14 protein-coding genes are annotated in these 14,507 nt (G+C 59.1%); 5 read left to right on the forward strand and 9 right to left on the reverse strand.

Features of this window, described 5'->3' with window-relative positions; all coding sequences use genetic code 11:
- The first annotated feature begins 32 nt into the window (after window positions 1–32).
- Window positions 33–1,610: a DHA2 family efflux MFS transporter permease subunit gene (locus CFU_RS12775; RefSeq protein ID WP_014006458.1), complete on the forward strand. Its 1,578-nt coding sequence runs from the start codon at window positions 33–35 to the stop codon at window positions 1,608–1,610.
- 87 nt (window positions 1,611–1,697) lie between these two features.
- Here the strand turns inward: CFU_RS12775 and CFU_RS23335 are convergent, their stop codons facing one another.
- The 8 genes from CFU_RS23335 to rpsF form a co-directional block, all read right to left on the reverse strand.
- Window positions 1,698–4,388 (reverse strand): autotransporter outer membrane beta-barrel domain-containing protein, encoded by a 2,691-nt coding sequence (locus CFU_RS23335; RefSeq protein WP_014006459.1) that lies wholly within the window; start codon window positions 4,386–4,388, stop codon window positions 1,698–1,700.
- Window positions 4,389–4,583: 195 nt separating this feature from the next.
- Entirely contained in the window at window positions 4,584–5,594 is a 1,011-nt protein-coding gene (locus CFU_RS12785; protein WP_014006460.1) for an inorganic phosphate transporter, read from the reverse strand.
- A gap of 3 nt (window positions 5,595–5,597) precedes the next feature.
- Window positions 5,598–6,224, reverse strand: a complete 627-nt coding sequence (locus CFU_RS12790) for a DUF47 domain-containing protein (protein WP_014006461.1) — start codon at window positions 6,222–6,224, stop codon at window positions 5,598–5,600.
- 180 nt (window positions 6,225–6,404) lie between these two features.
- A complete protein-coding gene (locus tag CFU_RS12795) occupies window positions 6,405–7,805 on the reverse strand; it encodes a replicative DNA helicase (protein ID WP_014006462.1) in 1,401 nt (466 codons plus the stop codon).
- 115 nt (window positions 7,806–7,920) lie between these two features.
- Window positions 7,921–8,373: a 50S ribosomal protein L9 gene (gene rplI / locus CFU_RS12800; RefSeq protein ID WP_014006463.1), complete on the reverse strand. Its 453-nt coding sequence runs from the start codon at window positions 8,371–8,373 to the stop codon at window positions 7,921–7,923.
- A gap of 26 nt (window positions 8,374–8,399) precedes the next feature.
- A complete protein-coding gene (rpsR, locus tag CFU_RS12805) occupies window positions 8,400–8,684 on the reverse strand; it encodes a 30S ribosomal protein S18 (protein WP_014006464.1) in 285 nt (94 codons plus the stop codon).
- Window positions 8,671–9,033, reverse strand: a complete 363-nt coding sequence (priB, locus tag CFU_RS12810) for a primosomal replication protein N (protein WP_014006465.1) — start codon at window positions 9,031–9,033, stop codon at window positions 8,671–8,673. The genes rpsR and priB overlap by 14 nt, the downstream gene beginning before the upstream one ends.
- A gap of 49 nt (window positions 9,034–9,082) precedes the next feature.
- On the reverse strand, window positions 9,083–9,451 hold the full coding sequence (gene rpsF / locus CFU_RS12815; protein WP_038488331.1) for a 30S ribosomal protein S6: 369 nt from the start codon (window positions 9,449–9,451) through the stop codon (window positions 9,083–9,085).
- A gap of 304 nt (window positions 9,452–9,755) precedes the next feature.
- On the opposite strand from rpsF, the gene lexA reads away from it, so the two are divergent.
- On the forward strand, window positions 9,756–10,397 hold the full coding sequence (gene lexA, locus CFU_RS12820; RefSeq protein ID WP_041741945.1) for a transcriptional repressor LexA: 642 nt from the start codon (window positions 9,756–9,758) through the stop codon (window positions 10,395–10,397).
- Between the two features lie 3 nt (window positions 10,398–10,400).
- Here lexA and CFU_RS12825 read toward each other — a convergent pair whose 3' ends face one another.
- A complete protein-coding gene (locus CFU_RS12825; protein ID WP_014006468.1) occupies window positions 10,401–11,177 on the reverse strand; it encodes an RNA methyltransferase in 777 nt (258 codons plus the stop codon).
- Window positions 11,178–11,357: 180 nt separating this feature from the next.
- Between CFU_RS12825 and CFU_RS12830 the strand changes: the two genes are divergently transcribed.
- From CFU_RS12830 to CFU_RS12840, 3 genes are all read left to right on the forward strand, one after another.
- On the forward strand, window positions 11,358–12,161 hold the full coding sequence (locus CFU_RS12830; protein WP_014006469.1) for an inositol monophosphatase family protein: 804 nt from the start codon (window positions 11,358–11,360) through the stop codon (window positions 12,159–12,161).
- 193 nt (window positions 12,162–12,354) lie between these two features.
- The gene (locus tag CFU_RS12835) at window positions 12,355–12,822 is read left to right on the forward strand and encodes a VOC family protein (RefSeq protein ID WP_014006470.1); all 468 of its coding nucleotides are present in this window, start codon (window positions 12,355–12,357) and stop codon (window positions 12,820–12,822) included.
- 295 nt (window positions 12,823–13,117) lie between these two features.
- The gene (locus CFU_RS12840) at window positions 13,118–14,464 is read left to right on the forward strand and encodes a DEAD/DEAH box helicase (protein ID WP_014006471.1); all 1,347 of its coding nucleotides are present in this window, start codon (window positions 13,118–13,120) and stop codon (window positions 14,462–14,464) included.
- The last annotated feature ends 43 nt before the right edge of the window (window positions 14,465–14,507 follow it).

A 14,507-nucleotide genomic window follows, 5' to 3' on the forward strand; every position in this document is an offset into this window, starting at 1 on the left:
TCCGCCATGCGAACCTTTACCGGAATGCCTTCATGAGTTCCCCAAAACCAGCGATGCCTGCGCGGCCGCCATCGCAACCACTGCCGCCGCTGACCGGCGGCAAGCTCGTCATGGGTACGGTAGCACTGTCGCTAGCCGTGTTCATGAACGTGCTCGACTCTTCGATCGCCAACGTTTCCATCCCGGCCATCTCGGGCGACCTCGGCGTATCGCCGCAGCAAGGGACCTGGGTCATTACCTCGTTTGCCGTCGCCAACGCCATCTCGGTGCCGCTGACCGGCTGGCTGACCCAGCGCTTCGGCCAGGTGCGCCTGTTTGTCACCTCGATCATCCTGTTCGTGCTGTCGTCCATCCTGTGCGGCCTGGCGCCCAGCATGGAAGTGCTGATTGCAGCGCGGGTGCTGCAAGGCGCGGTCGCAGGGCCGATGATCCCGTTGTCGCAATCCTTGCTGCTGTCCAGCTATACCCCCGCCAAGAGCGGCATGGCCCTGGCGTTCTGGGGCATGACCACCCTGGTGGCGCCGGTCATGGGGCCGCTGCTGGGGGGCTGGATCTCGGACAACTACACTTGGCCCTGGATTTTCTACATCAACATTCCGGTCGGCGTGTTTGCCGCCTGGGCTACCTGGTCGATCTATCACAAGCGCGAGTCGGCGGTATACAAGCTGCCCATCGATAAAATCGGCCTCGCCCTGCTGGTGATCTGGGTCGGTTCGCTGCAGATCATGCTGGACAAGGGCAAGGAGCTCGACTGGTTCAACTCCTCGACCATCGTGATACTGGGCGCGATCTCGCTGATCGCATTCATCTACTTCGTCATCTGGGAGCTCGGCGACGATCATCCGGTGGTCGACCTGACCCTGTTCAAGGGCCGCAACTTCAGCGGCGGCGTGATCGCGATTTCGGTCGGCTACGGCCTGATGTTCGGCGGCCTGGTGATCTTGCCGCTATGGCTGCAGACTACGCTGGGTTATACGGCGACGCTGGCGGGCGAAGTGATGGCGCCGGTCGGGATCTTTGCCATCATCCTGTCGCCGTTCATCGGGAAAATATTGCCCAAGGTCGATGCCCGCTGGGTTGCCAGCACCGCGTTCCTGATCTTTGCCGTGGTGTTTTTCCTGCGTGCGCAATTCACCGAAAACGTCGACACCTTCACGCTGATGATTCCCACCGTGATCCAGGGCGCGGCGATGGCCATGTTCTTCATTCCGCTGACCTCGATCATCCTGTCCGGCCAGCCGCCGGAAAAGATGCCGTCGGCGGCCGGCCTGTCGAATTTCGTACGAATCATGTTCGGCGGCATGGGCACTTCGATCACCAGCACCTTCTGGGATCGCCGCACGTCGCTGCATCATTCCCAGTTGACCGAATTCACCGGCCCGCACAGCCCGGCGTTCACCGAGGCGGTGCATAACCTCACCGCCCAGGGCATGTCGGAACCGGCGGCGTGGGCCACCATCGAACGCCTGATTACGGTGAAAGCCGCGACCCAGGGCGCCACCGATATCTTCTGGATCTCGGCGGTGCTGTTCCTGATGCTGATTGCACTGGTGTGGCTGACCAAGCCTTCGCGCTCCAGCGTGCCGGCTGATGCTGGCGGCGCCCACTAAAGGGCGAGATGCGGTCCTGAAAAAAAGCGATGCCACCGCTCAGGTGGCATCGCTTTTTTCATATCATGGACCTGTGAAAGAGCTCTCTTACCAGAGATAGCGCAAACCAAGAGTGACCCGGTTCACCCGGTTATGCGACTCCGCCTGGTAATCGTAGTCGGCAAACAGGTTCAGGCTGGCCGAGGCGGCATACGAAAGATTCACGCCCGCCAGCACCGCATCCCGGCCCAGGTCTACGCCTTTCACCGTGAAATCGCTGCCCGGGGCGCCAATCAATGTCGCCTGGTATTGCGCCTGCGCGTCCATGAATTCATGCATCCAGCGCAGTTGCGCGCCAAACGTCATGGAACCCGTAGCCAGCGGCAGGTCTTGGCTGATCTTGACGCCGAGGCTGCTGCGCAAGCTGTTCAAGGTATTGCTCTGGGTGGACAGCCCCAGGTTCTCGGCATCGGTTTCGGTGAAGCCGTCCTGGCGCAGGCGGGTGTAATGCAGGGCGCCGAACGGCTGCAGGACAAAACGTTCGTTCAGCTTCGCGCGATAACCCAGTTCGCCGTAGGCGCTTGCCTGCTGGCCATCGTAGGCGCTCTTGGCGCGCAAGGTGGAGCCGGTTCCGGTCAGCACATCACGCTGCATGTCGGTGCGCTGTATTGCGTAGCTGGCGATGGCATCGACATACAGCGGGCCCGGGGCGTAACTGGCATAGGCGCCGATCTTGTAGCTGTCGAGCTTGCCGTTGCCGTTGTAGTCATCGAAATCGGCACTCAAGTGAGCATAATCCAGGCCGGCGCCGACGATCCAGTCATTGCCTACGGCGCGATCGGCGCCAGCGCTGATGCCGCCTATCCGGTAACTCGCGCCTGAAGTATCGGCAGTCGCGCTCAATTTACCGAAAGAACCGTAAGGCCGCACCCATACGCCGTTATCGCCAGCCTTGCGACTGCCATCACGCTGGGTATCCAGGCGCATCGACAACGCCCGGCCGAACAGGTCGTTTTCCCGCAATGCGAGCTGCGAGAAGGTTGCATGGACGCCGCCGGTGAGGCTGCCTACCGTAGCCTGTAGCTCCGCCTTATCCAGCAAGTTTAGGGTATTGACCGTCTCCGCCAGCGCCCCGGTGGCTACCGCTACGCCGGCTGGCGTGACGGCGGGCGGCACAGGTTCTTCCGGCGTGGCCTGGGGCCGGCTGGTGTCGATCGCTTGCCCGATCGCGGCATTGTTGCCGCTGGTGACCACTGTCGCGATCGGCGCACGGGTAATCACCAGGTAGGCATGGCCGTTGTCGTAGGCCAGCGCCGGCGTCAGCAACGCCGTTGCGTTTGCCTGCAGCTGGCCAAAGGTACCGCTGACGCCGCCTGCCGCGGTGACAATCGGCAGGCGTATCTGATCCGGATAGGAGCCCGGCAGCATGGTGGCGTTGACGCTGCCGCCCAGCAGGCTGGCAGTGCCGCCCACTGTCAGCAAGCCGGCGGAAACCGGCGACGCCTCGGTCTGGAATATGCCGTTTGCCGCATGGGTGAAATTCCCCGTCACGGTCAGGCCGCCGCTACCGTCGCCGACGCCAGGATGCAAGGTGCCCTGGTTCAGCAGGTCGCCGGCAATCGTGCCGCCGCTGCCGGCCAAGGTTGCCCCCGAGGCGACGGTGGTTGCCCCGCCCAAGCTGCCTGTGAGGTTAAACAGGCCGCTCTGGATTTGCGCGGTGGTGAAAACGCCGTTGCCGCTCCAGGTCCAGTTGTCGCCCTGCGCTTGCAAAGCGGCGAAATTCGAAAATGCATTCGATGCCGTGCCTGATCCCTGCAGCACGACCTTGCTGCCGGCGTTGCCGCCGCCATTGGCAGCGCCGTTGATCACCGAGCCGGTTTGCAGGATCAGCGTATTGACGCCGGTGCCCATCGAGACCGCGGTGCCGGAGCCGCTCTGCAACAGGCCGGCATTGATGACCGTGCTGCTGCCGTTGAGGGTGCGCACCGCCGCGCCTTGCTGGCTGATGATCTGGCCGCCGGCCTGGTTCTCGATGCTGGCGGCAAAACTGGAACCCACGGTATTCGAAAACACCGCGTCGGAACCCGTGCCGGAGGCATTGATGGTGCCGCTGTTGGTGAGCTTGTCGTTATTGCCCTGCATGTACACGGTAGGACTGTTGGCGCCGGTGCTCGACAAACTGCCGCTGTTGCTCACCGTGCCGCTGCCGCCGAGGATGGAAATGGCGCGGGCGTTGCTGCCGGCGGTGGCGATCGTCCCCGAATTGACGATGCTGTTGTTGAGCTGGCCAAGGTTGGTCTGGCCCCAGGCGGCCGATATGCCGAATGCGTTGGGGCCGGCAGTAACGATGCTGCCCCGGTTGATCAGCGTATTGCCGCTGCCGTTGGCGGCCAAGCCGTCGTTGAAGGCGCCGGTAGTGCTGATGCTGGCCTGGGCGCTGTTGGTCAACTGGTTATTATTGTTCAGGCCAAGCAGCGCCGCGCCGCGGTTGCCGCCGGTGCCGCCGCCACCGGTCAGGGTGACGCTGCCGTTGTTGGTGATGGTGCTTGAGGTATCGACCTGAAAAGCCACCGGACTGGTGCTGCGCGGGATGCTGGCCGCTACGCTGGAATCCAGCGTGACCGCAACGCCTGTGCTGCCGGCCTGGGCCGCGACCGGTGTTGCGTTGCTGCCGGAACAGCTTACGGCAACGCCGCTGGTCGGCGCATTGTTGCTGCAGCTTGCTTGCGCTTGCGTGATCAAAGCCCCGGCAAACGTAATGATGACGCCGTTCATGCCTCTCTTGAGTGCTGGTTGCATAGCTCAGTCCTCGGTAGGTGCACAATGGATGTGCTTATATACAGCTTATATTTTCCCCGTGGAAATTATTGTATTTGTAATAGCAACCTATGGCAACAAGGCAAAAATTCGGGCCGGGCTCCCAAATCCGAGGCAAAAAAAGAGGGCGATGCATTGTTACATTGCATCGCCCTCTTTGTTTTATTGCTATCTTGACTATAAAATGTGCTTGCCGATCCACCAGGCGATTGCAGCCATGAAAGCCGACGCCGGGATCGTCAGCACCCAGGCCCAGACGATATTGCCGGCCACGCCCCAGCGCACCGCCGAGACCCGCCGCGCCGCGCCGACGCCGACGATGGCGCCGGTGATGGTGTGGGTGGTCGAGACCGGAACGCCCAGCATGGTCGCCAGGAACAAGGTGATGGCGCCGCCGGTTTCGGCGCAAAAGCCGCCCACCGGTTTCAGCTTGGTGATTTTCTGGCCCATGGTCTTGACGATGCGCCAGCCGCCGAACAAGGTGCCCAGGCTGATCGCGCTATAGCAGGAAATGATCACCCACCAAGGCGGCAGCGTATCGGTCGACTGCGAAAAGCCGGTGGCGATCAGCAGCATCCAGATGATGCCGATGGTCTTTTGCGCATCGTTGCCGCCGTGGCCCAGGCTATACATCGAGGCCGACACCAGCTGCAGGCGGCGGAACCATTTGTCGACCTTGCGCGGCGTGGAGCGTACGAAAATCCAGGACACCAGCACCATCATGATGGAGCCGAACACGAAACCCAGCAGCGGCGACAGGACGATAAACGCGATAGTCTTGATCAGGCCAGCCGAGATCAGCGAGCCGGTGCCGGCCTTCGCCACCGCGGCGCCGACCAGGCCGCCGATCAAGGCGTGCGACGACGACGACGGGATGCCGTAATACCAGGTCAGGATGTTCCAGCAGATGGCGCCGACCAGCGCCCCGAACACGACATAATGATCGACTACATTGGGATCGATCGTGCCCTTGCCCACCGTCGCGGCGACGTGCAGCTGGAACACCGCAATCGCAATGAAGTTGAACAGCGCCGCCATGGCGACTGCCTGCTGCGGCTTGAGGACGCCGGTAGAAACCACGGTAGCGATAGCATTGGCGGCATCATGGAAGCCGTTCATGAAATCGAATACCAGCGCCAGTGCAATGAGGAAAACGAGAACGTAGATACTGATTTGAAGAGTGTGCATGGATCAGGCGTTTTCTACGATAATGCCTTCGATGATGTTGGCGACATCTTCGCAACGGTCCGTCACCGTTTCCAGCAACTCGTAAATGGCCTTCAGCTTGATCAGGGTGCGTACATCCGGTTCGTCGCGGAACAGCTTGGACATGGCGGCGCGCATCACGTGGTCGGCATCCGACTCCAGGCGGTCGATCTCGACGCAGATGGCAAGGATTTCACGCGAGTTGTCCATATTGTGCAGCAAGCCTACCGCTGCCTTGACCTTTTCCGCGCAACCCAGGCACAGTTCGGCCAGCCGCTTGGCTTCCGGCGTGATCGCCTTGATGTCGTACAGGGAAATGGTCTGCGCCGCGTCTTCCAGCAAGTCCAGGATGTCGTCCATGCGCGTGATCAGCTGATGGATGTCGTCGCGGTCGATAGGCGTGATGAACGTCTTGTGCAGCATGTCGATCGCATGATGGGTGACCTGGTCGGCCTGCTTCTCAATGCCTTCGATCGCGTGTACGCGGATTTCCAGATCGTCGAAATTAGTCATCAACGCCACCATTTCCTTGGCGCCCTTGACGCATAACTCTGCGTGCTGGTTAAAGAGCTCAAAGAATTTGCCCTCGGTGGGCATCAATCGTCCAAACATGTTTTTCTCTCTTCTGAGGGTTAAGCTGAATCTAAAACTACAACTACGTTCGCAGGTAAATCAAGGATATTAATTTAAAGCAAACAATGTCACGAAACTGAAATATATCAGGCTCATTCGGCCTGCGCTTAGCAGGATTTTGTAAATTTTTCGTTAATGCAACAAAACCAACACGGCCAATCAGTCGCCGCCGTACGGCGCGTCCAGATTACCGGCGTAATTGTCGAATTTCGTATATTGCCCGATGAAGCTGAGGCGAACGCTGCCGATCGGGCCGTTACGCTGCTTGCCGATAATGATTTCCGCGGTGCCCTTTTCTTGCGAATCAGGGTTGTATACCTCGTCACGGTAAATGAACAGGATGACGTCGGCATCCTGCTCGATAGCGCCGGATTCGCGCAAGTCGGACATCACCGGGCGCTTGTTGGGACGCTGTTCCAGCGAGCGGTTCAGCTGCGACAGCGCGATTACCGGGCACTGCAGCTCTTTCGCCAGGCCCTTCAGGTTACGCGAGATTTCAGAAATTTCGGTGGCGCGGTTTTCACCGGCGTTATTGGCCGACATCAGCTGCAAATAGTCGATGATGATCAGGCCCAGCGTGCCGCACTGGCGCGACAGGCGGCGCGCACGGGCGCGCAACTCGATCGAGCTCAGCGCCGGGGTTTCGTCGATGAACAGCTGGGCGTCGTTCATCTTCTGGATCGCATGGGTCAGGCGCGGCCAGTCTTCGTCGTTCAGGCGGCCGGTGCGCAGGCGGTGCTGGTCGAGCTTGCCGACCGAACCGAGCATACGCATGGCGAGCTGGGTGCCGCCCATTTCCATCGAAAAGATCGCCACCGGCAGACCGCTTTCGATCGCAACGTTTTCGCCGATGTTCACAGAGAATGCGGTCTTGCCCATGGATGGCCGTCCGGCCACGATGACCAGGTCGCCCTTTTGCAGGCCGGAGGTCATCTTGTCGAGGTCGATGAAGCCGGTCGAAACGCCGGTGATGTCGCTCTGGTTGTCGCGGTTGTAGAGCTCGTCGATGCGCTCCACCACTTGCGTCAGCAAAGGCTGGATTTCCTGGAAACCCTGGGCGCCGCGCGCGCCTTCCTCGGCGATCGCAAAAATCTTCGATTCGGCCTCGTCCAGCATCTGCTTGACTTCCTTGCCCTGCGGGCTGAAAGCCTGGCCGGAAATCTCGTCGGCGACGGTAATCAGCTTGCGCAGCACGCCGCGGTCGCGCACGATCTCGGCGTAGCGGCGGATATTGGCGGCGGACGGGGTGTTCTGGGCGAGTGCATTGAGGTAGCTCAGGCCGCCGACTTCTTCGGCCTTGCCGGTGCCGCTCAGCGATTCAAAGACCGTGATCACGTCAGCCGGCTTGCTGCCGTTGATCAGCTTGACCATGTGCTGGAAGATGATGCGGTGGTCGTAACGATAGAAATCGTCGGCGCTCACAAAATCGGCGATCTTGTCCCAGGCCGCGTTATCCAGCAGCAGACCACCCAAAACGGACTGTTCTGCTTCGATGGAATGGGGTGGTACGCGGAGGGAATCTAGCTGCGGATCGGACGGTGCTTTGGAAGGTGCTTTCATGGCGCGAATTATACCTGCTTCTTATAAGCGTCTTGCTGCACCGCCAGAAAAAGGGCGTAAAAAAAGCCGGGAAAACCCGGCTTTTTTACTGCAATGATTTTTTGCCAACAACGTATTAAACGTGTTCGCCGATCACTGCGATGACGATGTCGACAACCACGTCGGTGTGCAGGGCAACTGCAACAGGGTGTTCGCCAGTCGTCTTCAGCGGGCCGTTCGGCAAGCGAACTTGTGCTTTTTCAACTGCGAAACCTTGCTTGGTCAGCGCTTCAGCGATGTCGAAGTTGGTCACGGAACCGAACAGACGGCCGTCAACGCCCGATTTTTGCGAGATCTGAACAGTCAGGCCGCTCAGTTTTTCGCCCTGGCCTTGAGCCACAGCCAGCTTGGCTGCTGCTGCTGTTTCCAGGTCAGCGCGCTTCGCTTCGAATTCAGCGATGGCAGTAGTGGTAGCACGACGTGCCATACGTTGCGGAATCAGGAAGTTACGTGCGTAACCGTCCTTGACGCGAACAACTTCGCCCAGGTTGCCGAGATTAACGACTTTTTCCAACAGAATAACTTGCATATTTTTCTCCTATTTCAAGTCGTCAATTAAGCGTTGTGCAGATCGGTGTAAGGCAGCAGCGCCAGGAAACGCGCGCGCTTGATCGCGGTGTCCACTTGACGTTGGTAGATTGCCTTGGTGCCGGTCAGACGTGCTGGCATGATCTTGCCGTTTTCCTGAACAAAATCCTTGAGCGTGTCGATATCTTTGTAATCAACGCTGGCAACGTGTGCAGCGGTGAAACGGCAGAATTTCTTGCGCTTGAACAGCGGGTTTTGTTGTTGACGCTTGTTTTTCAGTTTGCTTTTATCGAACTTTTTACCGAATGCCATTTTTGGCTCCTGTATCTAAATTTTTACTAATCAATTCATCTGCAATCTCGATTGCAGCGAAATCCGTGATGTGAAATACCAGACTTCTACCGTTGCGGCTCTTGCGTGCCATGAATCCTGTGAACCAGAAGCTGCCGCCCAATGCCGCCTGACTGAATCTTCCCGAAATCTCGCCTACGGCCAGCGCGGCGATTTCGAATTCGATCAAACGCTTGATCCCTGCTTCAATCGGCTCCGAACGGTGCTGCAATATTGCAGATACGATCGGAATGCCTGCCGGCGTATAACGTATGACTTCACGTTCGGCGATGACGGCAACCAGTTGAAACACGTTATTGGCTTGGCTCACTCCTGATGGACTCGATAGCTATGCAAAGTGCTGGCAGATGCTTGGTAAATCAGGCTGCCGGCGCTTCAGTGCGATGGCTCTTGGCTGCATCTTCCTTCTGCACGGCCTTCATCATTGGCGAAGGACCGGTTTCGGCCTTCTTCAGCTTGACGGTCAGATGACGCAGCACTGCATCATTGAACTTGAAGCCGGTTTCGATTTCAGCCAGAGTTTCGCTGTCGCACTCGATGTTGAGGCAGACGTAATGTGCTTTAGCCAGTTTCTGGATCAGGTATGCCAGTTGGCGGCGGCCCCAGTCTTCCACGCGATGCACGGTGCCGCCACGTGTAGTGACGATACCTTTGTAGCGCTCGATCATTGCAGGCACTTGCTCGCTTTGATCTGGATGGACGATAAATACGATTTCATAATGACGCATGTAAGCTCCTTTTGGACGGATTGAAGAATCGCCCACCTCGGCGTCAAGACGAGTGTGGGAAGAGGAAAACCAGCAATAGTACTAGCAATTGCAACAAAACTCAATGCTTTCAGCCTCTCGGCAAGGGCTGGGCGTAAGTAAATAGCTAAAGAGTGGCCGAATTGCATCAAATTGTCTTGCATTTGCACAAATACTGTACAAAAATACAGACTGTTGTTATGCACAGCATCGACTGGCCTCCTCAGCGCTGTCTTTGCTGTTTTTCCGAGCACTTCTACACCGTTTTTTACGCCAAAACTACGCCATGATCAAATTGACCGCCCGTCAGCAGCAAATCCTCGATCTGATCAAGGACGCCATCGAAAACACCGGCTTCCCGCCGACGCGCGCCGAAATAGCGACCGAGCTTGGCTTCCGTTCGGCCAATGCGGCGGAGGAGCACCTGCAGGCGCTGGCGCGCAAGGGCGCCATCGTCATATCGGCCGGCACCTCGCGCGGCATCCGGCTTACCGAAAGCGCCAGCCGCAGCCAGGGCACGCAACTGGCGCTGCCGCACCCGGCCCTGATGCAGCTGAGCCTGCCGCTGATCGGACGGGTCGCCGCAGGTTCGCCGATCCTGGCGCAGGAACATATCCAGGCCAGCTACAACGTCGACCCTGCCCTGTTCAGCGCCAAACCGGATTACCTGCTGAAGGTGCGCGGCATGTCGATGCGCGACGCCGGCATCCTCGACGGCGACCTGCTGGCGGTCAAGAAAGCCGACAGCGCCAGGAACGGCCAGATTGTGGTGGCCCGGCTGGGCGATGACGTCACGGTCAAGCGTTATCAAAAAACCGGCTCTACAATCCAGCTGCTGCCGGAAAACCCGGATTTCGAGCCTATCATCGTGACCGAGGATTTTGCACTGGAAGGCCTGGCGGTCGGCCTGCTGCGCAGCTGGAACTAGGGTTCAGGAACGGTCGAGGCGGCGCCGCTTGTTCAGTATCTGGCTGGCGATGCCGCGCAGGATATTGACCTCTTCGGTTTCCAGCTGGGTGCGCGAAAACAGCCGCTTCAAGCGCGGCATCAGCTTTTTCGGGCTGGCTGGATCGAGGAATTCAATTTCTACCAGGGCCTGTTCAAGATGGGCAAACATGCCGTCGATATCGGCCAGGCTGGCGGCATTGCCCTGAAAACCTACTTCCCCACCTGTCGCCGGCGACAAATCCTCGCTGGCCGCGACCCTGCACTCATAAGCCAGCACCTGCACCGCCTGCGCCAGGTTCAGCGACGAATACTCCGGGTTGGCGGGAATATTCAGCAGCACGTTGCATTTTTCGACAATCTCGTTGGGCAAACCATAACGCTCGCTGCCGAATATGACCGCCGCGTTCAGGCTGGCGTCGGCCACCAGCTGGGCCGCCAAGGCGCGCGGCGCGGTCAGCGGCGGGGAAAATTCGCGCAAGCGGGCGCTCAGGGCCGCGGCGAAGTTGCAACCCTCCAGGGCCTGCTCCACGCTATCGACAATCCGCGCCGCCGCCAGGATATCCTGCGCGCCGCTGGCAAATGCAACGGCTTCGTCACGTTGCAGCACATCCGGGAAACGTGGATTGACCAGGATCAGCTCGGAAAATCCCATGGTTTTGATAGCGCGGGCAGCCGCGCCGACATTGCCGGGACTGCTGGTTTCGACCAGCACAAAGCGCAGCCGATTGAAAAGAGACGTGTTGATTTTTGCCTGGTTCATTTAAAATAGCGCCATTACGCGGATTTCTTCGACTAAAAGTTGCTTATTTTTCGAAACTTATTTTTTCGAAACTTATTTTTCAAAATACGACAGGAACATCCGCATCGTTCATTATTATCAATCATATAGGTGGTTCTGTTCCCGGTTGGCACAGTGCCGCCATTTTAACGGAACACTATCATGCATCCAATGCTCAATACGGCCATCAAGGCCGCCCGCAACGGCGCCAAGGTCATTTCGCGCGCCTCTTTCGACCTCGACCTGCTGAAAGTCACCAAAAAACAGCATAACGACTTTGTCACCGAAGTCGACCAGGCGGCAGAAGCGGCGATCATTGACGTATTGAAGAATGCCTATCCGGACCACGCCATCCTGGCCGAGGAATCGGGCGCTTCCGCCAACCTGCATGACGATAACGAAAACGTCTGGATCATCGATCCGCTCGACGGCACCACCAATTTCATCCACGGTTTTCCGCAATACTGCGTCTCGATCGCGCTGCAGCACCGCGGCCAGATCACCCAGGCCGTCGTGTACGACCCGACCCGCAACGACTTGTTCACTGCCACCAAGGGTTCCGGCGCCTACCTGAACGACAAGCGGATCCGCGTCAGCAAGCGCGACAAGATCGCCGATGCCTTGATCGGCACTGGCTTTCCTTTCCGCGAAACCGAAGGCCCGGCCATGGACGAGTACATGAAGATATTCCGCGTCATGACGCAAAGCTGCGCCGGCCTGCGCCGCCCGGGCGCCGCCGCCCTCGACCTGGCGTATGTCGCCGCCGGCCGCCTTGACGGTTTCTTTGAAAAAGGCCTGAAGCCTTGGGACATCGCCGCAGGCTCCTTGCTGATCAGCGAATCGGGCGGCATCGTCGGCGATTTCAGCGGCGAATCCGATTATTTGTACAAGGGCGATGTGCTGGCCGGCAGCCCGAAAGTATTTGCGCAGATGGTTGGCCTGCTGTCTCCGTACGCCACCAAATAAACTCCAGGTTTTTATTAAACATCCCGGTTTTTAATAAATCTCCCGATTTTCCGGAGCAAGCAGGACCCTGCTCCGGAAAATCCAGGAAACTCCGCTTTGTCATTTCAACTGCGCGGGCCAGTGACTACAATACATGCGCAACAGCGCAATTGGACAGTCCTAACGACCATTTCTCAACTCGCAGGAGAACCATATGGCAGTCAAACCAATTCCGGACGGCTATTCTTCCGTCACTCCCTATCTGATTATCGACGGCGCCGCCGACGCCATCGCGTTTTACAAAAAAGCCTTCGATGCGGTGGAAATACTGCGCATGGATGGACCGGATAACAGAATCGGCCATGCAGAAATCAAGATCGGCGATTCTCACGTCATGCTGGCGGACGAATTCCCGGAGATGGACATCATCAGTCCGAAAAAACTGGGCGGCGCCGGCGTCAGCATCATGCTCTACGTGGAAAATGTAGACGTGGTTTTCCCGCGGGCGATCGCCGCCGGCGGCACCCAGGTGCGGCCGCTGCAAGACCAGTTCTATGGCGACCGCTCCGGCACCCTGAAAGATCCGTTCGGCCACGTCTGGACGGTCGGCACGCATATCGCCGACTATTCGGAAGAAGAAATACGTGAACGCGCCGCAGCCTCCATGAAGAACGCCGGCTGACCGATAATCGCCGGCCCAGCGCTTCCCTGACGCGATCCGCTTTGTTCCCAGGCGGATCGGCGGCCGGCATTTATGCTGCATCGCCTCACGAGACGCCGGAATTGCTTGCCTGTAGCGCGCCGTTGTTATACTCTGCGGCGACACAGCAAATTCTCCAGTCAAATACTGCTGTCAAGGACGTTATCGGGCCGAAGAGCAATTTCAAGCCCAGCTGACTCCAATCTCCTCTAATCCGTTTGCCTGCGACTGGCGCCTTATAGAAGGCGACAGGCCGATACTATTCTATTGAGTTGTCATGTCTTTTTCTGAACTCGGCTTGTCCGAAGCCATCGTTCGTGCCGTAACCGAACACGGATACACTACCCCTACCCCGATCCAGACCCAGGCTATTCCTGCAGTGCTGGCCGGCGGCGATTTGCTGGCCGGCGCCCAGACCGGCACCGGCAAGACCGCCGGCTTTACGCTACCTGTGCTGCACCGCTTGTCGACTTCGGCCACCAACCCGACCGGCAGCCAACGCCCGATCCGCGCGCTGGTGCTGACGCCGACACGCGAACTGGCGGCGCAAGTCGAGGAAAGCGTGCGCTTGTACGGCAAATACCTGAAGCTGACCTCGGCCGTGATTTTCGGCGGCGTCGGCATCAATCCGCAAATCAAGCTGCTCAAGCACGGCGTCGATATCCTGGTGTGCACACCGGGCCGCCTGCTGGACCATATGCAGCAAGGCACCGTCAACCTGAACCACGTGGAAATCCTGATCCTCGATGAAGCCGACCGCATGCTGGACATGGGCTTCATTCGCGACATCAAGAAGATTCTCGCGGTGCTGCCGAAGAAACGCCAGAACCTGCTGTTCTCCGCCACGTTCTCGGACGAAATCAAGATCCTCGCCGACAACCTGCTGAATTCGCCGGCCATGATCGAAGTGGCGCGCCGCAATTCGACCGTCGAAGTGATCCAGCAAAAGATCCATCCGGTCGACCGCGACCGCAAGCACCCGCTGCTGGCGCACCTGATCAAGACGCACCAATGGTCGCAGGTGCTGGTGTTTACTCGCACCAAGCACGGCGCCAACAAGCTGGTCGAGCAGCTGGAAAAAGACGGCATCAGCGGCATGGCGATCCACGGCAACAAGAGCCAGTCGGCACGCACCCGCGCGCTGGCCGAATTCAAGGACGGCAGCCTGCAGGTGCTGGTCGCAACCGACATCGCAGCACGCGGCATCGACATCGACCAGCTGCCGCACGTAGTCAACTATGACTTGCCTAACGTGCCCGAAGACTACGTCCATCGCATCGGCCGCACCGGCCGCGCCGGCGCTACCGGCGAAGCGGTGTCGCTGGTATGCGTGGATGAACACCAGATGCTGAAAGACATCGAGAAGCTGATCAAGCGCGAATTGCCGAAGGAAGTGATTGCCGGTTTTGAACCCGATCCGAACGCACGCGCCCAGCCGATACAGCTGCGCAGCGGCGGCGGTGGCGGCAATCGTAGTGGCGGTGGTGGCGGCGGCGGACGTGGACGCCAGGGCGCGGCGCCCGGCGGCAAGCCAAGCCAGGGGCCCTCACGCGGCCATGGCGGCGGCAATGGCGCTGCACCGCGTCCTGCAGCTCCGCGCCGCTCCGGCGGACGCGGCCGCTAAGCTGCAGCGATATTCATGCGATGCCGGCCTGGCCGGCATCGCA

Source organism: Collimonas fungivorans Ter331 (assembly GCF_000221045.1).
Taxonomy (GTDB): Bacteria; Pseudomonadota; Gammaproteobacteria; order Burkholderiales; family Burkholderiaceae_D; genus Collimonas; species Collimonas fungivorans_A.

Bases quoted from the DNA above. Each gene is read 5' to 3' on its own strand.
- rplI (WP_014006463.1), bottom strand. From the start codon at position 8,373: ATGCAAGTTATTCTGTTGGAAAAAGTCGTTAATCTCGGCAACCTGGGC.
- CFU_RS12785 (WP_014006460.1), bottom strand. From the start codon at position 5,594: ATGCACACTCTTCAAATCAGTATCTACGTTCTCGTTTTCCTCATTGCA.
- rpsR (WP_014006464.1), bottom strand. From the start codon at position 8,684: ATGGCATTCGGTAAAAAGTTCGATAAAAGCAAACTGAAAAACAAGCGT.
- CFU_RS12830 (WP_014006469.1), top strand. From the start codon at position 11,358: ATGCATCCAATGCTCAATACGGCCATCAAGGCCGCCCGCAACGGCGCC.
- CFU_RS12840 (WP_014006471.1), top strand. From the start codon at position 13,118: ATGTCTTTTTCTGAACTCGGCTTGTCCGAAGCCATCGTTCGTGCCGTA.
- CFU_RS12825 (WP_014006468.1), bottom strand. From the start codon at position 11,177: ATGAACCAGGCAAAAATCAACACGTCTCTTTTCAATCGGCTGCGCTTT.
- CFU_RS12790 (WP_014006461.1), bottom strand. From the start codon at position 6,224: ATGTTTGGACGATTGATGCCCACCGAGGGCAAATTCTTTGAGCTCTTT.
- lexA (WP_041741945.1), top strand. From the start codon at position 9,756: ATGATCAAATTGACCGCCCGTCAGCAGCAAATCCTCGATCTGATCAAG.
- CFU_RS12835 (WP_014006470.1), top strand. From the start codon at position 12,355: ATGGCAGTCAAACCAATTCCGGACGGCTATTCTTCCGTCACTCCCTAT.
- CFU_RS23335 (WP_014006459.1), bottom strand. From the start codon at position 4,388: ATGCAACCAGCACTCAAGAGAGGCATGAACGGCGTCATCATTACGTTT.
- CFU_RS12795 (WP_014006462.1), bottom strand. From the start codon at position 7,805: ATGAAAGCACCTTCCAAAGCACCGTCCGATCCGCAGCTAGATTCCCTC.
- rpsF (WP_038488331.1), bottom strand. From the start codon at position 9,451: ATGCGTCATTATGAAATCGTATTTATCGTCCATCCAGATCAAAGCGAG.
- CFU_RS12775 (WP_014006458.1), top strand. From the start codon at position 33: ATGAGTTCCCCAAAACCAGCGATGCCTGCGCGGCCGCCATCGCAACCA.